The sequence below is a fragment of the Deltaproteobacteria bacterium genome (assembly GCA_013151235.1).
Taxonomy (GTDB): domain Bacteria; phylum CG2-30-53-67; class CG2-30-53-67; order CG2-30-53-67; family CG2-30-53-67; genus JAADIO01.
This window is the reverse complement of sequence record JAADIO010000022.1, coordinates 83,959-101,460: the sequence shown is the minus strand read 5'-3', so window position 1 is coordinate 101,460 and position 17,502 is coordinate 83,959. Positions and strand designations below refer to the sequence as shown.

The 17,502-nt window shown below is 55.3% G+C and carries 17 protein-coding genes; 10 read left to right on the top strand and 7 right to left on the bottom strand.

Annotated features, from left to right (window positions below; genetic code table 11):
- Positions 1-63 precede the first annotated feature (63 nt).
- From GXP58_04325 to GXP58_04315, 3 genes are read left to right on the top strand one after another with little or no spacing between them, the layout of a single operon-like run.
- On the top strand, positions 64-1,395 hold the full coding sequence (locus GXP58_04325) for a tetratricopeptide repeat protein (protein NOY52829.1): 1,332 nt from the start codon (positions 64-66) through the stop codon (positions 1,393-1,395).
- Entirely contained in the window at positions 1,388-2,947 is a 1,560-nt protein-coding gene (locus GXP58_04320) for a 2,3-bisphosphoglycerate-independent phosphoglycerate mutase (GenBank protein NOY52828.1), read from the top strand. The genes GXP58_04325 and GXP58_04320 overlap by 8 nt, the downstream gene beginning before the upstream one ends.
- Entirely contained in the window at positions 2,931-3,707 is a 777-nt protein-coding gene (locus GXP58_04315) for a ComF family protein (protein NOY52827.1), read from the top strand. The genes GXP58_04320 and GXP58_04315 overlap by 17 nt, the downstream gene beginning before the upstream one ends.
- Positions 3,708-3,779: 72 nt before the next feature.
- Here GXP58_04315 and GXP58_04310 read toward each other — a convergent pair whose 3' ends face one another.
- Positions 3,780-4,850, bottom strand: coding sequence for a LysM peptidoglycan-binding domain-containing protein (locus GXP58_04310; protein NOY52826.1), 1,071 nt, complete (start codon positions 4,848-4,850; stop codon positions 3,780-3,782).
- Positions 4,851-5,243: 393 nt separating this feature from the next.
- Between GXP58_04310 and GXP58_04305 the strand changes: the two genes are divergently transcribed.
- From GXP58_04305 to GXP58_04295, 3 genes are all read left to right on the top strand, one after another.
- Positions 5,244-6,116, top strand: coding sequence for an HDOD domain-containing protein (locus GXP58_04305; protein ID NOY52825.1), 873 nt, complete (start codon positions 5,244-5,246; stop codon positions 6,114-6,116).
- A 64-nt stretch (positions 6,117-6,180) separates the two neighbouring features.
- On the top strand, positions 6,181-8,205 hold the full coding sequence (locus tag GXP58_04300; protein ID NOY52824.1) for a GAF domain-containing protein: 2,025 nt from the start codon (positions 6,181-6,183) through the stop codon (positions 8,203-8,205).
- An 82-nt stretch (positions 8,206-8,287) separates the two neighbouring features.
- A complete protein-coding gene (locus tag GXP58_04295) occupies positions 8,288-8,683 on the top strand; it encodes a response regulator (GenBank protein NOY52823.1) in 396 nt (131 codons plus the stop codon).
- A gap of 38 nt (positions 8,684-8,721) precedes the next feature.
- Here GXP58_04295 and GXP58_04290 read toward each other — a convergent pair whose 3' ends face one another.
- Complete coding sequence (locus GXP58_04290; protein NOY52822.1) at positions 8,722-9,381, bottom strand: DUF4388 domain-containing protein; 660 nt, start codon at positions 9,379-9,381, stop codon at positions 8,722-8,724.
- 113 nt (positions 9,382-9,494) lie between these two features.
- On the opposite strand from GXP58_04290, the gene GXP58_04285 reads away from it, so the two are divergent.
- Positions 9,495-11,759: an NADP-dependent malic enzyme gene (locus GXP58_04285; GenBank protein ID NOY52821.1), complete on the top strand. Its 2,265-nt coding sequence runs from the start codon at positions 9,495-9,497 to the stop codon at positions 11,757-11,759.
- An 87-nt stretch (positions 11,760-11,846) separates the two neighbouring features.
- Here GXP58_04285 and GXP58_04280 read toward each other — a convergent pair whose 3' ends face one another.
- From GXP58_04280 to GXP58_04270, 3 genes are all read right to left on the bottom strand, one after another.
- Positions 11,847-12,221 carry a sulfur reduction protein DsrE gene (locus GXP58_04280; GenBank protein NOY52820.1) on the bottom strand — a complete coding sequence of 125 codons (375 nt, stop codon included), beginning with the start codon at positions 12,219-12,221 and terminating at the stop codon, positions 11,847-11,849.
- 67 nt (positions 12,222-12,288) lie between these two features.
- Positions 12,289-12,519 (bottom strand): sulfurtransferase TusA family protein, encoded by a 231-nt coding sequence (locus tag GXP58_04275; GenBank protein ID NOY52819.1) that lies wholly within the window; start codon positions 12,517-12,519, stop codon positions 12,289-12,291.
- A 117-nt stretch (positions 12,520-12,636) separates the two neighbouring features.
- Entirely contained in the window at positions 12,637-13,764 is a 1,128-nt protein-coding gene (locus tag GXP58_04270) for a DUF362 domain-containing protein (GenBank protein NOY52818.1), read from the bottom strand.
- Positions 13,765-13,984: 220 nt separating this feature from the next.
- On the opposite strand from GXP58_04270, the gene GXP58_04265 reads away from it, so the two are divergent.
- Positions 13,985-14,917: a UDP-3-O-acyl-N-acetylglucosamine deacetylase gene (locus GXP58_04265; protein NOY52817.1), complete on the top strand. Its 933-nt coding sequence runs from the start codon at positions 13,985-13,987 to the stop codon at positions 14,915-14,917.
- Between the two features lie 58 nt (positions 14,918-14,975).
- On the opposite strand, the gene GXP58_04260 is transcribed toward GXP58_04265, so the two are convergent.
- Positions 14,976-15,869 carry a tetratricopeptide repeat protein gene (locus tag GXP58_04260; GenBank protein NOY52816.1) on the bottom strand — a complete coding sequence of 298 codons (894 nt, stop codon included), beginning with the start codon at positions 15,867-15,869 and terminating at the stop codon, positions 14,976-14,978.
- Positions 15,866-16,336, bottom strand: a complete 471-nt coding sequence (locus tag GXP58_04255) for a membrane protein insertion efficiency factor YidD (GenBank protein ID NOY52815.1) — start codon at positions 16,334-16,336, stop codon at positions 15,866-15,868. The genes GXP58_04260 and GXP58_04255 overlap by 4 nt, the downstream gene beginning before the upstream one ends.
- A gap of 171 nt (positions 16,337-16,507) precedes the next feature.
- Here GXP58_04255 and GXP58_04250 point away from each other — a divergent pair, with 171 nt between their 5' ends.
- A complete protein-coding gene (locus GXP58_04250; protein NOY52814.1) occupies positions 16,508-16,867 on the top strand; it encodes a BON domain-containing protein in 360 nt (119 codons plus the stop codon).
- Positions 16,868-16,896: 29 nt separating this feature from the next.
- Entirely contained in the window at positions 16,897-17,502 is a 606-nt protein-coding gene (locus GXP58_04245; protein NOY52813.1) for a molybdenum cofactor guanylyltransferase, read from the top strand.

The window sequence follows — 17,502 nt, the reverse complement described above, 5'->3', positions numbered from 1 at the left end:
TGTTCGTAAATAGTGTGACGCACCGGATTCGGAAATAGGGCACTCAGAAAAAAAGGAGAAGAGATGTTTACCCGCCTGTTCATCGGAATGTTCTTTCTGATCATCGCCATGCTTTATCTTTCCAGTCTGAATCCGGCGACGATCCAGTTTCATCCGGCGCCGGGCGTGACCTTCCCGATCTATACCAGCCTGCTTATTCTCAGCTCCATGGGGTTGGGGGCCTTTCTCGTCATGATCGGGGTGGCCCTTCGGGATACCCGCCGCAGTGTGATCGGTTGGCGGGAACAGGGGCGATTAAAGAAGAAAGAGAAGATCATGGATCTCTATCGACGGGGAGTGAATGATCTGCTCAGCAAAAAGCGGGAGGAGGCCCTGAAGAGTTTCAAAAAGATCCTTGAATGGGAACCGGAGAATGTGGATGTTCTTCTGCGGATCGGCGAGGTCTGCCGTTACAACGGGAATTTCAAGGAGGCCATCCGGTATCACGGCAAGGCCCGCGCCCTGTCTCCGCGAAACCTGATCATTCTTTTTGCCTTGGCCAAGGACCTGCGACGGTGCGACCGGTTTGAAGAGGCCGCGGAGATTTACCGGATGATCCTGAAGATCGATCCCCGGAATGTGAGTGCATTCCATAAATTACGTGCTTACTACGAGCGGGAGCAGGCCTGGGAGAAGGTCTGGGAATTGCAGAAAGGCTACTGGGGCTTGAAAAAGGACGTCGACGAGCAGAAACGTCTTCATTATTATCAGTTGATGCGGTTAAAGCGGCTCGATCCCGAACGCGAGTCCGATCGATTGCTGAAGGGGTATATGGAATTGATCAAGGCGGACAAGACCTTTGTTGCGGCCTACCTTGAATTAGGGGATCTTTACCGAAGAGAGGGAAAGGACGACGAGGCACTCAAGGTCTGGAAGAAAGGATTCCGGGAGACCGGTGCCGTCGTCTTTCTGGAAGAGTTCGATGAATTCTATCGAAAACACGAAGATCCGGCAGGGATTATCAAGATCTACAAGCAGGCGGTCTCCCGTTTTCCCGACAGTCCGGTCTACAAGTTTCTCTTGGGGAAATTTTACTATCGCCTGGAGATGATTGATGATGCCCTGGAGGTTTTCGAAGGGCTTTCCCGGCAGGGTGTGCAGTCCCCCATCCTGCATCAGATCCTGGGGGATATCTATACAAAGCGGGGGAGGCTTTCGGAGGCGATTGAAGAATTCAAGCACTCCGTGAATTTTGTGCGGCCTGTTTTCGCGCCTTATGCCTGTGAGGATTGTGGCCATGAGCGGAAGAAATGGACGCCCCGTTGCGATGCCTGCGGCTCGCTGAAGGGATTTTCTATTTCTCTTTCCCGCCCGGAATTGCCGGCCGGACGGAGTACGCGGGTTCCTCATGCCTGAACATCCGGTCAACAGCACGACTCCGCTGATGCTCATGATTCTCGATGGCTGGGGTTACCGGGAATCCACCGACTACAATGCCGTCCGGAAGGCTGAAACGCCGGTACTTGACCGGTTGTTCCGGGAGTATCCCCACACCCTGATGGGGGCCTCCGGCCTTGATGTCGGGCTCCCCCCCGGCCAGATGGGAAATTCCGAGGTCGGTCATCAGAACCTTGGTGCCGGTCGGATCGTCTATCAGGATTTTACAAGGATCACCCGGGCGATTGAAAATGGGAATTTCTTCTCCAATTCCGCTTTTTCCCGGATCTGTGAAACCGTAAAAAAACGGGGTTCGGTCCTTCATCTCATGGGACTGGTGTCGGACGGCGGTGTTCACAGTCATCTTGACCACCTGAAGGCATTGGTCACCCTTGCCGCCGACCGGGGGCTTTCCAAGGTTTGTCTCCATGCCTTCCTCGATGGCCGTGACACCCCCCCCACCAGTGGTGTCGGTTATCTCCGGAAGGTGGAATCCTTTCTGCGGGAAAAGGGCGTCGGACGTTTTGCAACGGTGATGGGGCGCTACTACGCCATGGACCGGGATTCCCGCTGGGACCGGGTCGAGAAGGCCTATCGGACCATGGTGGAGGGCGGTTCCTGCCGGACCTCTGTTGAAGAGGCCGTCTCCGCTTCCTACCGGGATGGGAACACCGACGAATTTGTTCCGCCCATGAGTATCGTTCCTCCGGGTGAAGCTCCCGCCGTCATTCGGGACGGGGACGGGATCATCTTTTTTAACTTCCGCTCCGACCGCGCCCGGGAGATCACCCGGGCTTTCACGGAAGAGACCTTTTCAGGATTCGCTCGGAAGCACATCGATCTTGCGTCTTTTGTCTGCATGACCGAGTATGACGAAACTTTTTCCCTGCCCGTGGCGTTTCCGCCTCATTCCCTGAAGAATATATTTGCCGAGGTGATCAGCCGGCAGGGCCTTCGGCAGCTTCGGATCGCGGAAACGGAGAAGTACGCTCATGTGACCTTCTTCTTCAACGGTGGAGAGGAGAAGAAGTATCCCGGTGAAGAACGGATCCTGATCCCGTCTCCCCGTGAAGTTGCCACCTATGACGAGAAACCGGAGATGAGTGCCCCCGAGGTCACCGATGCCGTGATCCGGGGAATCAAAGAGGATGCCTTCGATGTGATCATTCTCAACTTTGCCAATGGGGATATGGTGGGACATACCGGGGTTTATGAGGCCGCCGTTTCGGCCGTGGAGGCCGTCGACCGTTGTGTCGGCCGGATCTTTGAAGTTCTGGATCGTAAGGAAGGGACGCTCCTGATTACGTCGGATCACGGGAATTGTGAAATGATGCGGGAACCGGGGAGTTCCGAGCCTTTTACGGCCCATACCGTAAACCCGGTGCCGCTGGTTCTCACCCGAAAAGGTATTCATCTTCGAGGAAACGGAATCCTGGCCGATATTGCACCGACCCTGCTGGAACTGCTCGGAATTCCACAGCCTCCCGAAATGACCGGACGGAGTCTGATCCTGGATGAGAACGCGCATTGAAAGACCGGCTGCCGTTGCGGCACCCATGATCCGGAGTGCCCGGGTCTTTCTCAATCTGCTCCTGCCCCCCCGGTGCCCCCTCTGCGGGGAGGGGGAAAAATCCGCCTCGGGGGTTCCTCTTTGTGAAAAATGTATCTCTTCTCTTCGCAGGGTGGAAGGCCCCCGCTGTCCTACCTGCGGACGGCTTCTGCCGGAACCTTCTCTCCTCGAAATGAATCCGCGTTTTCGTTGCGGGGAGTGCCGCCCCGGTCCGCCTCTCCTCGATGCCGTTCAAACCCTCTTCCTGTTTCAGGGGGCCCTGCGGGAGGCGGTTCACCTATTTAAATATTCCGGATACTGGAAACTGGGCCGCGGGCTGATCGATTTCCGGCTGAAAGAGCTGCTGCCGGCGCTTACGGAGGTGGAGGGTGTTCTGCCGGTCCCGCTTCATTCGTCACGTCTTCGCAACCGTGGTTTCAACCAGGCCACGGTGTTGGCGCGGGCGGTGTCGGAAGGGCTCTCTGTTCCTTTGCTCCTGGGGCAACTCGTTCGTCTGAAAGGCGGGCGGCCGCAGGTCGGCCTTCATCCAAAGGAGCGGAGACGTAATATCCGGGGCTGTTTTACCGTTCTTTCGGGGGAAGCGATCCGTGGACGGCATCTGCTCATTGTCGATGATGTCTTGACCACCGGTGCAACGGCGCAGGAGTGTGCGCGAACTTTGAAGAATGCGGGAGCGGAAACGGTCCGGTTTTTAGCCCTGGCCGGAGCCTTCATGGAATAAAAAGCCCCGCCTTCAGGCGGGGCTTTTGGAGAATACATTCTGCAAACAGATTTTTCTCCGGGGACGAGGGTCTCAGTCGATATTGTATTTTTTGATTGAAGGTAGAGAACGGGGAATGTACTTGATCCGGTCGCCCGGTTTGATCTCATAGAGTTCTTCCACAATTACTGCAGTCGAGGTCTGGTCCATGGTGTTCAGGACCACTAATTCTCCCATAATGTCCGGGGGATAATCGGCCGGTTCAATCCCGGCGGCATTCTTCGCACTGACCTGGAAGGGGATGCCGTCACGGTAGATGAGAAAGCGGTCTCCGGGAAGGACGTCATCTTTGGATCCTACATCAAGGTAGACCGTATCCCGTGAGGCCAGGTTTGCTTTGCCCCGGGTGTTCATGACGATGACCCCTCCGATACTCTTGTCTTCCGTCGTCAGGTCCTCGGTCCCGACCAGGGGCATGGGATGGTAAGGCCGGATCCTGTCTCCCACCCGGATGGGGTTGTAAGACTTGATGATTGTTGCCTTGGAAATTTTTTGACCGACGGAATTGATTTTCAGGATCCCCTGTATCGTGACCTGTCTGCCCATTTTCTTATGCGTTTTCGGATGGACAGTCTCGTTTCCGATTCGAATGATCTGAAAGAGCTCCCCCTCGTTGACCCCGTCGGATTTCCCCCGGTTTATTTCCACCACGTCCCGTGCGACGAGCAAGGTTTTTTCTTCCCACGTGGAGACGATGGCTCCCGGCCAATCTTTCTGGTCGGCCGGGAGGATAAAACCGGCCGACTCAAAGAGACCTCGTTCCACAATATGCCGGCCGACGACTGTTCGGGGAGCTTCGATTTGGGGCTTGGGGGTGGAAACCGTAGCCGTCCCTATGTTGGCCAGCTCCTCCGGGGAGGGAATCCGGACTTCCTCGCCGGGATAAATCAAATGGGGGTTTTTGATCTGGGGATTGTACTGCCAAACTTTCGGCCAAAAAAAAGGATTGTCCAGATACTGCTGTGTCACATCCCACAGGGTATCTCCCTTGACAACGTTGTGGACCCGGCCGTTTGCACCGAAGACCGTGGCTGCAGTACCGAGGATGGCGCACAGGAAAACAAGGAAGGTCCCCAGCATGATCCTTCGAAGTACTCTTTTCATGGTCTCTCCTTTGTTTCGGGGTTTGGAGGTATCGGCGACGATGATGTCCGAATCTTTTCTTTTTCTACCTATAAAAAATTATAGATGGAGCGGGTCTGTTTGTCAAGAGGCTTTGTTTTTTAAGGGGTTATGGCGTATTCAACTCTTCGGAGCGGGTTTTTTATGGTCGGTTTTGGAGAAGAAGTATGTTCCGGCCCTTTCCCCGGCAATAGCCCTGTTTTTAGGTGTTTTATGTCCGTCCCGGAAGAAACATCTATATTTATACGTTTTTTCGTTAAAGAACTTTTTCCGTTCGGCCGATAGTAAATCAGGTACCGCATTGATTTTCCCCTGATTTGATATTGATTGGGTCGCAGTCATGAATTCCGGAATGCTTGCGGCAGGAGGATGAACGTGGAGACAATGGGTCACATCCCGTGTCACGCCCCGGACAAAATCAAGCTGTTGGTCGAAAAAATCGATCAATTGCCGACGCTGCCCGGTATTCTCGGAAATGTTTTGACCGTTACCGATGATCCCGATGCCACGGCGAGGGATCTGGAAATGGCCATTATCCATGATCCTCCAATCTCCGCCAAGGTAGTCGCCTTCGCGAACTCACCCTACTATGGATTTCAGCGGCATGTCGTCGATCTGGGTAGTGCGATCTCCCTCATTGGGTTCAACGCCGTGAAAAATATCACCATCGGACTTTCCGTCTTCTCCTGTTTCCATGACCCCTACAGCCCGTTATCGACCCGGGTTAATGCGATTTATCTTCACTCTTTTGCGGTTGGTTTTGCAGCGGACCGGTTTGCCCAAATCAGCCATCGTTGTGACCGTGGACCGGCCTTTTTGGGAGGGTTGCTCCATGACATCGGAAAGATGGTGCTGATTAAACTGCTGGATCTGAACTACAATAATATCCTCGAAATTGCCCGGGACAAACAGACCGAGATCCGGCAGATTGAACGGGAAGTTTTAGGGCTGGATCATGCTGATGCCGGGGCGTGGCTGGTTGAGACCTGGGGTCTGCCGGACATCTTTGTAAGGGCCATTCAGGACCATCATTTTCCCGGAGATACCACCGATCCGCTGGCAAAGCTTTTGACTCTGGCCGATCTGACCATCCGGCGGATGGGAATCGGGAACGGTGGGAATCCCTGCGAACCCGTTATTGAGGACGACCTGTTGGGGGATCTTGACTTGACGGAAGAACATCTTGCATACACGATCCGGATGGTGGAAGAATCGAAGGCGACGATCGTGGAAATGAGCCATCCGTAAAAACTTGAAAGGTTCCCGGTATCGCCCCGATCGATGGTCGGTTCCGAACAAGTACGGAGTGTTGATGATGTACAATCAGGGCATACGAATTCCCTGGAACAAGAAAATCAAAGAGCATATCTCGTCCCTTCTTGAACAAGTCGGGTCGATTGCCTCCGTCATTCTGCAGGTTTACTACCTTCCGACCGATGAAAGGCTTCTGAATTCACGGGCCGTTCATCCGGCGGCTCTCCCGGCACCGGCGGCATCAACGGAACTTCGAATCGGGAGTACACCGCTTCTCCTGGTTCAGGGGTACGCGGAGGACCCGTCTCGTGCGGAGCAGGCGGTGCGGCACCTGCATGATGTCCTTCGGGAATATCTTCAGAACCAGGCGGAGATCGAAAGCTTCTCCCGTGAAGTGCTGGACAACTACCAGATCATCAACATGCTTTACCGGGTGGCCGATGCACTGGGGAATATTCAGGACGTGAACCGTGTGGCATCGATTATCCTCCATCAGGCTGTTGCCATCACCCATGCGGAGCGTGGTTCGGTATTGCTCCTGGACAAGGAGGCCAAATATTTTCATGTTGCAGCGGCGTACGGCTTTTCCCGAGATAATCTTGATTCCGAGACCTTTGATGTTGCCGACACTCTCTGTAGCAAGGTGATAGAAAGCGGCAAGCCCCTGATCGTGGAGGACATTCGGAGTCATCCTGAACTCTCTGCTTTTTCCAAAGGGAACTACAAGACCGGATCGTTCATCTCGCTCCCCCTTCAGACGGTGCGGGGGGAGCATGAAAAACGGATTCTGGGGGTCCTAAACCTTTCCGACAAGCTGGCGGCGGAGAGTTTCAAGTCGAATGATCTGAAGCTCCTGAATGCTCTGACGTCGCAGGCCGCCGTGGTGATTGCCAATGCCCAGGTCCTCAAGGAGTTGACCCATTCCGAGGAAAAACTGAATAAGACACTCCAGGAGTTAATGCAGACCTATGAAGATTTGGAAAAACGGGCGGTTTTTATCGACCAGCTCAACAAGATTGCTCTTTCCATTAACGCCACACTTGATCTGGAAAAGCTCTTTGCAAAGATTCGCGATTATGCAAAAACCCTGACCAATGCCGAAGCAGCGGTGGTTTATTGTCCCGAAGATCCCGGGACGGTTGCGTCACCGCCGGATCGGCATCGGCTGCTTTCCGAATCCCCGGCCGTGCGTGATCTTGGGGAGGATGACAAAACGCAGGGGTTCTTCGATAGGATCCTGCTCTCCGGAAAACCGGTCGTCCTGGAGCAGCCTCAGGCAGAGGCACTTAACCTCGATTTCGGAGAACAGGGACGCGTGCATATTGAGAACCTTCTCGGGGTTCCCTTTGTGAGTAAGGGGAAGACGATCGGGACGATTGCCGTGGTAAACAAACGAGCCGGAGAACGGTTCGGCGAGGAGGATCAGGATCTGCTGACGACCCTGGGGAACCAGGTCGCCAATGCCGTGGAAAACGCCAAACTGATTGCCGACCAGAAGGCGCTCTTTCTCAATACCATCATGGCTCTTGCCGCCGCCGTTGATGCCAAGGACCCCTATACACATAACCACTCCCGGAAGGTTGCCTATTATGCCGGGCTTATCGGGCAGGAGATGAATCTGTCCGCCGAGGAAATGGGAATACTGGAGCGGACCGCCATTTTGCATGATATCGGCAAGATCGCCATTCCGGAATCGATTCTGAACAAACCGGATCGGCTCACCCGTGAGGAATTCGAAATTATGAAAACTCATCCCCTTTGCGGGGTAAAGATCGTGGAGCACATCCGGGAGATGGAAGTCATCCTGCCGGGAATGAAGTATCACCATGAACGGTATGACGGGCAAGGATATCCGGAAGGATTGACGGGGGACGCGATCCCCCTGCTGGCCCGTATCCTTGCCGTGGCCGACACCTATGATGCGATTACCTCGGACCGGCCCTACCGAAAGGGGCCGGGCCATGAGTTTGCCGTGGAAGAGTTGAAACGGTGCAGCGGGACGCAGTTTTCGCCGGAGGTGGTGGATGCCTTTTTGCGGACTCCGATCTGTAGGCAGAAGGCCGAAAGTGTCATGACTACTTAAATAAATAATTGACATTTACCCGAGCTTGTAATAGATTAATATTACTTTCAGTCTGTGTCAGGAAGTCAAAGGAGTTATCCCGATGAGTGCCGATACTCAGGATGTGCAGATGACCGCAAAGATCATGATCGTTGACGACGAATTTTATATCTCCCGTTCTCTGGCCTTTATGCTGGAAAAGGAAGGCTTCGATTGCTCGACGGCAACCGACGGTGAGGAGGCCCTGGAAATGGTCTCCCAGGAGAAACCGGATATCATTTTTCTCGATATCAATATGCCGAACAAGAACGGTTATGAGGTCTGTCAGGAGATCAAGCAGAATGCCGATACCCGGGATATTGTGATCATCATGCTGACGGCCAAGGGGCAGGTGGAATTCGAGGAGAAGAGCTTCAAGGCTGGCGCTGACGACTTCCTCCTGAAACCCTACGATCCGAATCTGGTAATGGCCATGATTGCCAAACACCTCAATAGTTGACGGCAGCCGTTACCGGGCCCTTCCTTTCAATTCAATTCCTAATCTTTATTTCCTTCGGCTTCCTCGTCTTTCCGAAAGCTCGGGATCTCTCTTTTTTCATAAGCTCCGGGTAGGGTAAACTTTTTATCATCCACCTTGAAGATGATCCGTCCCTTCACCTTGATCCCTGTCGACTTCGTTGGCCCGGCAGTAGCTCCTTTCTCGGGCAGGATGCCGTCCCGCCGGTTTTCATCGATCCGGTTTAAGACCTCGAACAAGACCTGACCTGTTTTCAGGGCCAGCGGGCTGATCATGGAGTCGGGGAGTTCCCGGTCCCGAAACTGGAAGAGTCCTTCCTCCCAGAGAAAAAGATCAAAGAGAATCTCCTTGATCAGGATGACGACCTCCCCGTACAGGTCGTCGTGGGAGATGAGACCGCGGTCTTCAAGGATCTGAGTCAACTTCTTGCCCGTCTGTTCATTTTCATGAAGGCAGCCGATCAGGTCGGACTCCCTGATCCGTTCCTGCCGGATGAGGTGCTGACCGAGTTTTTCCGACTCCCGTGCCGAAGATGCAAAGATGATCTGTCCTTCCTGAAAGAAGATCTTCTTCCACTCCGTGCCGGCACGGCATTCCACAATTCCCGATTTTCGCGTCGTTTCGATCCACTGCAGCAGATCGGTGAGCGGCATGGTTTTAATTTCCCCCGTCAGCCCCATTAAGTTTCCTCTCCTGATGAATTAATTTGTAGATTCCTTCGGTGTGCAGTATAGTTTCAGTCTACAATAGGGTCCCCCTGTGAGTCAAACCCCCCTTTCGCGGAAGGAGATCAATGAAGCCGATCCGGAGAGAAGAAGCGCTTGCCTATCATGAGAAAGGAAGAAAAGGAAAGATCGAGGTTAATGCCACCAAGCCCTGCAGCACCCAGCTTGATCTCGCCCTGGCCTACACGCCTGGGGTGGCGGAGCCCTGCCGGGAAATCGGAAAGGATCCGCAGGCCTCGTATACCTATACGGCACGGGGGAACCTTGTGGCCGTGGTGACCAACGGCAGTGCGGTTTTGGGGCTCGGGAAGATCGGGCCCCTTGCGGGCAAACCGGTGATGGAGGGCAAGGCGATCCTCTTTAAACGGTTTGCCGATATCGATGTCTTCGACCTGGAACTCGATAGCGACGATCCCGAAGAGATCATCCGGATCATCCGGGCACTGGAGCCGACCTTCGGAGGGATCAATCTCGAGGATATCAAGGCGCCGGAATGTTTCCGGATCGAAGAGGAATTGGTCCGGACCATGAAGATCCCTGTTTTTCACGACGACCAGCACGGTACGGCGATCATCTCCGGGGCCGCCCTGATCAACGCTCTTGAACTTACGGGCCGGACATTGCCGGACTGCCGGATTGTCTTTTCCGGCAGCGGAGCGGCCGCCCTTGCCTGCGGCCGGCTTTACCGGAAACTCGGTGCCGATCCGGCAAAGATCCTTTATTGCGATCGTCACGGTGTCATTTACGCGGGACGGAAGGAGGGGATGAACCCCTACAAGGAGCTGGTGGCCGTGGAGACTCCGCTGCGAACACTAAAGGAGGCTTTACAGGATGCCGATGTCTTTGTAGGGCTCTCCACGGGCGGGCTCCTCCGTCCGGAGATGATCCGGTCGATGGCAGAGCGCCCGATCATTTTTGCCCTCGCGAACCCGGAACCGGAGATCGGATACGAGGAAGCCCGGGCGGCGAGGCCGGATGCTCTGGTGGCAACGGGACGGAGTGATTTTCCGAACCAGGTGAACAATGTTCTCGGTTTTCCTTCCATCTTCCGCGGGGCCCTTGATGTCCGCGCATGCGCCATTAATGATGAGATGAAAATTGCCGCCGTCCATGCACTGGCCGCCCTGGCCAGGGAAGGGGTGCCCGAAACGGTCTCCAGCGCCTACGGGGGGCGGGAGTTTCATTTCGGTCCGGATTACCTGATTCCCAAGCCTTTTGATCCTCGGGTTTTGCTTTCGGTTGCGCCGGCCGTGGCCGGGGCGGCGATGGAAAGCGGTGCGGCGCGCGCACCCATTGATGATCTTGAGGCCTATCGGGAATCCTTGCAGGCTTTGCTCGGCAAGACCTATGTGGTCATGCGTTCCGTGATTCACCGGGCCTGCGATGCACCGAAACGGATCGTCTTTCCGGAGGGGCATCATCCCCGTATCCTCAAGGCCTGCCAGACCCTGATCGATCAGAAGATCGCGCGTCCCGTCCTTCTCGGTGCCGCCGCCAGGATCCGGGCGGAGATCCGGCAACACGGACTCGACCTTCCGGACATTGAAATCGTTGATGTCGTCCGGGACAAACGGTATCCCGACTACGTCGGGGCATTCTACGATATGCGGAAGCGGAAGGGAGTCAGTCTTGATGATGCCCGTAAGCTTATGGCCAACCCGAATTACTTCGGCACCATGATGGTTCATCGGGGAGAGGCCGACGGTCTGATCTCCGGTGTCTCCCAGCGTTACCGGGAGACGCTCCGGCCGGCCCTGCAGATCGTCCGGACGGAAGAGGGGATCGGCCGTGTTTCGGGCCTCTTCCTGATGATCTTCAAAAACCGGGTTCTCCTCTTTGCCGACACGACGGTCAATATTGTGCCGACGTCGGAGGAACTGGCCGAGATCGCGATATTAAGCGCCCGCCTGGCCCGACGTTTCAATCTGGAGCCGCGGGTGGCCATGCTTTCGTACTCCAATTTCGGATCGGTCCGGGACAACCGGGCGGAAAAAGTCCGGCGGGCCGTGGAGATTGCACAAAAGGAGCAGCCCGGTCTGATCATCGATGGGGAGGTCATGGCGGATACGGCCGTCAACCCGGAATTGGCAAAGGGTCTCTTTCCCTTCAGCCGTCTTGCCGGAGATGCCAACATTCTAATCTTTCCCGACCTTGCTTCGGGAAATATCGCCTACAAGCTGCTCCAGCATTTGGGGGGGGCGGAGGTGGTGGGACCGATCCTCATGGGGCTGGACAAACCGATTCATGTTCTGCAGGCGGGTTGCAGCGTGAATGAGATCGTCCACATGACGGCCGTGGCCGTTGTCGATGCCCAGGAGCGGGAGAGCCGTTGAAGGGATTGTCCTGCGGGAAATCATCAAAGAAAAACCCCGCCGGAATCGGTCCGTCGGGGTGACGCTGTTGCGGGGGTTCGTACCGTCTCAGAAGGTCAGGACCACATCGGCATCCAGGGTCATGTCGAGAAGAGCCGCTGCACCAACGATTTCTTCCACATCGTCAATCAGGTTGTCCGGCTCCAGGTCATGGAGATCAAGGCTCTGGTGACAGACCATTAATTTGACTCCGGCCGCGACCGCCTGGTCCAGGAAGGTTTGAACCGTGGCCCCACCCTCCTTGACCGTAGTCCGTTCCGCTGCATGCTTCTCCACGATGGTTGCACCGTTGACGGTAAAAATGACCGTGGCATCCATGTCCATTGCCGCAGCCGTGGAGGCGATAAAAAAGGCAGCGGGAATCCTTTCCGGCGTCTCAATGCCACTTGTCTGGATGATTAAAAGCCTTGTCTGCTCACTCATGCACTCTCTCTTTTACGCAACGATCCGGAATGCCGATGAAAGCTGTGCAAAGGCGGTCCGAAGGGGATCAGGATTTTTTGAGATAAAACTTGAATACGCCGCTGTCTTCCACAGTTTCGACCAGCTCGTTCCCCGTCCGTTTCGCCCAGGCGGTAATGTCATTTTTGGAACCGGGATCGGTGGAAAGCATCTCCAGGGTCTGACCGGGTGTTAATTCATCCATGGCCTTTTTGGTCTTTAAAACCGGGAGCGGGCAATTCAATCCGGTGCAATCGATGGTTTTGTCGGCTGTTACCATGCTGCGTTCCCTCCTGTGTCCGTATCGTGGGTGACAAGATGAATAGATTTCGCATAATAATCTGAATGATTCCTGCATGTCAAACAAAATTTCATTGAAGGTAACCGGGCGCCTTTCCTATTTCTGCAGCCGCTTTAGCAGCCATCCCTGCCGGGTTTTCATGGCTCCCCGGGGGCAGAGTTCCTGGCAGCAGAAGCATCGGATACACCGGCGGGTGTTGATAGCCAGTTGTTCCTTCTCCACAAAGATCACCTGTTGCGGGCAGGCTTCCAGGCAGATACGGCAAAGGTTACACTGTTTCGGGTCGGGCTCCGGATAAGCGGTGAAACTGCTTTTGAGGATTTTCCGGAGAAAGCCTGGAAGGGGCCATTCAAGATCGGAGGATTGGGGGACCTCCAGGTCGGGAATCCGCAGTGATTCCATGGAATCACCGCGCACCTCGATCTTTTTGAGCGATGTCTCTCCTGCGTTGATTCCCCCGGCCGCCCGGATCGTAGCCAGCCGGGAAGGTTTCATCCCCATGAGTGTCATGATGACGGTATCAAGAGCGATGGCATCGGTCGAGGCGGCCAGGATCCCGAAGGGTTTCGGCGTGCCGCTCCCCGGGCCGTTTCCTTCCATTCCGACGATCCCGTCGATCAGAGTCAACGCTGGCTTCAGGGCGGCATAGATTTCCACAAGCATGCGGGCGAAGGCTTCCCGGTTGACGCCGGCCTTGAAGTGCCACTGCAGCTTCCGCTTTCCCACCACACAACCGAAGAGGTTTTTAACGCCGAGGGTCATCAGCATCTGGGCATGGGTTTTCAGCTTGGGGAGATTGATGATTACTTCCGCCTCCAGGGCCTCCCGTGCAAGTTCCAGGGGAAATCCTCCTTCCCGGGTCTTCCCGACGACGATGGAGTCCCTGAACTCAATGATCGGAACCCCGAATTCCGCAGCTACGGCTCCGATACCGCACCGGTCGGCATTTTTTACCGCTTTCCCCAGACCGGGACTGTCACCGATAACCGCCTTTGCACCGGTTCGCAGGACTTCCTTGAGCACGGCCCGGACCACGGCCGGGTCGGTATTGACGGCCTCTTCTCTCTTCCGGGGAGCCAGCAGGTTCGGTTTGATCAGGACCGACATGCCCGGTCGGATATGTTGCTCTATTCCTCCTGAATCATGAAAGAGGCGGTGTACCGCTTTCTCTACTTCATACCGGGCGTAGGAAGTGCACTTCCTGATGGCGACGACGGGGGACATTTCCTTTTTCCTTTGAAAAAACAACACAAAATGTGACGGAGTGAGGTTTTATTGCAACACACCCATCCTCCCTGCACAGGAGATCTGCTTGAGGCGGCTGTGTAACAAGTTGATTTTACAGGCGGTTATAGAAGATCCTTTATGCTTGTTTTTATTTGGCATGCTGGTTGCATGTACAAGCTTCCAATCTCTATACGCATACTCTCCAGGAGGCAAGACCGTGAGATATCAAAGAACAATCGCTTCGCCCATTTCCTGTGCCGGGATCGGCCTGCACACGGGGTTGAAGGTGAATATGAAGATCCTGCCGGCGCCGGAGGATACGGGCATCCTCTTCCGGCGGGTCGATCTTGATGATGGTTTTGAGATTCCGGCGGATGCCGGACACATTGTTGATACCAGCCTCAACACGACCCTCGGCAAGGGGCAGGCTCTGATCAAAACGTCGGAACATCTTCTGGCGGCCCTCGCCGGACTGGGGATCGGGAACGCTGTGATCGAACTCGATGTTCCGGAAGTCCCCATCATGGATGGAAGTGCCGCATCCTATATCTTTCTTTTGACCTCGGCCGGGATCCGGCGGCAGAGCAAACTGCAGCGTTTTATCAAGATCCTGGAACCGATCGAAGTGAAAGACGGCGATCGATTTGCTGCTCTTTATCCATCGGAGAGTTTGGAAATTACCTGCGAAATCGATTTTGACCACCCCATGCTGAAAAATCAGCGGTACCATTATCGGGCAAACGAAGATGATTTTGTCCGGGAAATCGCCCGGGCACGTACTTTCGGGTTCCTTCGGGAGGTGGAATATCTCCAGTCTCAGGGGTTTGCCCTGGGGGGGTCCCTGGATAACGCCATCGTGATCAGCGATTACCGGGTTTTGAATTCCGAAGGGTTGCGCTACCCGGATGAGTTTGTCCGGCACAAGATCCTCGATGCAATCGGCGATCTGAGCCTGGCCGGATGTCCGATCCTCGGCCATGTGCAGACCTTCAAATCGGGCCATGCCACCCATGCTTCCCTGGTCCATCATCTGCTGGAGAGTCCCGGGAAGTGGAAGTATGTGACTCGTACCGACGAACTCTATTCCGCCGTGCCGGCCGCGCAAGAGACCCCCGTGCCGATGCCGACGATTGTGCGGGCCACCGCATAAAGGATCATCATACAGGAAAACCCGTACCTGTTAAAGAGGGGACCTTATGGCCCCTTTTTTATTGCCCTGCCGGGAGGGGGTAGCGGTTCTGCAATTCCTCGATAAAATCCTTTCGTGCCTTTCGGTTGAACTTGTGTGCATCGTTTACCGCACCGAAGATTCCCCCACTGTACCAGCCGGTTTCAAAAAAACCGAGAAGGACTCCGGCAACCTCGCTTCCGCGATTAAAAAGTTCGACGGTGGCCCAGATGAAGGAGCCGTTGAGCAGGAAAGAGCTGATTCCTTCCGTGGGACGTCGGGTATAAAATTGTCCGGCCCCGGGAAGAACTGCCGACAGGACCCCGGCGGTAACCGGTGACTTTCGGGGGATCCGGACTCCGGCGGAGAGCTCCTCCGCAAGGGCGGCGGCGAAGGGGCCGTAGGGGCTCTTTTCGTTGACGGAGGAAAAGGCCCGGGCGGCGGCTTTGTATTTCGCAAGGTAGAGCAGGGACCAGCCGAGGCGGGCCTGTGCCTCGTCATGATGCCGGGAGTTGGGATAACGACGGAGAAAGGCTTCGTCGGCTGGTTCAGCCTCCTCAAAGCGGCGGGCTGAAAAGTAGGTACGGCCGATCTCGAAGGCTGCCTCCTCTGCCGTATCGCTTCCGGCGTAATCTTTCTCCAGGGTTGCAAGCTCCCGGACGGCTTGGTCGGTCTTCCCTCCCATACGGTAGGCATGGGCGATTCCGAACCGGCAGAGGGGAACTCGTGCGTCGTCGGGGAAGTAGGAGAGAAATCGTTTGTACTCCGTGATGGCCCGATAATAGTCTTGCTGATCCGCGAGTTTTTCGGCAAAAGTGAAGAGGCGGTCCGCCTCTCCCGGAGTCGAGGCGTATGCAGACAACGGCATGAAGGGGAGCCGCAGAAGAAATCCGGCCAGAAGGATGCAGAAGAACCGTTTGCGCGTCTTTGTCATGGTTGTTTGCTCCTCTTGGTCCGCCCGGGGGATGCGGCAGCGGAAGAGGGAAACCAGAAGTCGTTATTCTTGACGGGATCCGGAAAACGATAGGACTTGCCGTCCCACCGGGCACGGACGAAGCGATGTTCTTCATATTCATGGACGATCCGGTCCGCCGTCATCATGAAGCCGAGCAAGGCCCCGTGTTTTTCGATGGATTGAAGTGCAAAGTGCGAGCAGGTGGGGTCCATGGTACAGCGGTCGCCGTCAACGGGTGAGATGAACTTCTGAAAGAAGCGGACCCCGACGACGAGAAACTTCGCGAAAGGGCTTCTTTCCGGAAGATTGGACGCTGCCGCGGTGGAAGAGCGAAAGGTTTCTCCCTTTTGTGATACGGGCCCGAAGGATCCGGGACCCCATTCCGCAGCCGGGGACGACAAAGAGATCAGGCAAGAAATCAGGAATATGGGAATGAAAAATTTCAACGGCCGACCCTTGAAGTCCCGAGGTTCTTTTCGTGCAGACAAGATAACAAAGGGGAACAGCGGTGTCAATACCGGTAGCGCCAAAACCGTTGACAATAAAACGCAGAATTGTTATCTTGCATCATCCCGCGAGGGGATGGGGCAGGGCCGTCGGCAGAAAGAGAGGCAAGGATGTCATCTTGGAAAAAATGGGTGGTTGGAGTGATGAGTATTGCCGCGTTGATGACGACAGGTTGTGAACTCCTGCTCATTGGAGGCGCCGCAACCGCCGGATACAAGATCGGAACGGATGAAAAAACAATTTCGGAATCGGCGGAAGATCTTCGGATTACTTCGATGGTCAAGGGCAAACTGTTGGAAGATCCACACGTTCATGCCCTGAATATCGATGTGGACACCAATCTTGCCGAAGTCACCCTGAACGGGTACCTCGGATCGCAGGATGAGATCAATCGGGCCGTGACGATTGCGAAAGGCGTTACGGGCGTGAAGAAGGTGATCTCTCTGCTCAAAGTTCGCACGGCGAAATAAAGGACTTTGTGGATCAGGGGGCGGAACCGATGGCGGCTATCATCCTTGCCGGCGGAGAGAACCGGCGTATGGGGCGCAACAAGGCGTTTCTCCCATGGAAGGGCCGGATCTTTCTTTGGTATATCATCGGGGCCTTGTCACCGCTCTTCCGGGAGATTCTCCTGGTGACCCGGGAACCGGAACGTTATGCCGGGTTTCCCGTCAAGGTTGTTTGTGATCTGTACCCGGAGCGTGGTCCTCTGACGGGGATTTTCTCGGGACTTTCGGCCTCCCGGGATCCGAAGAATTTTTGTGTCGCCTGTGATATGCCGATGGTTCGGACGGAGCTGGTCCAGTATATGATGCGACGGGCCGGGGCCGCCGATGCCCTGGTTGCTGTGATCCGAGGATCTTCCCGAGAGGACCGTCCTTCCGTTCCGCAGCCATTGCATGCCGTTTATGATCAACGGTGCCTCCCGGTGATGGGCAGGCATCTGCGTGAGGGACGCCGCGGAATGCAGGGAGTCCTTCGATCCCTGAATACAAGGTTCCTGGAAGAAGGGGAGATGGCCCGGATGGATCCGGACCTTTCATCTTTCGTCAGCATCAATACGGTGGAAGATTATCAGACCCTGATTGCCGATGGGGCAAGATGA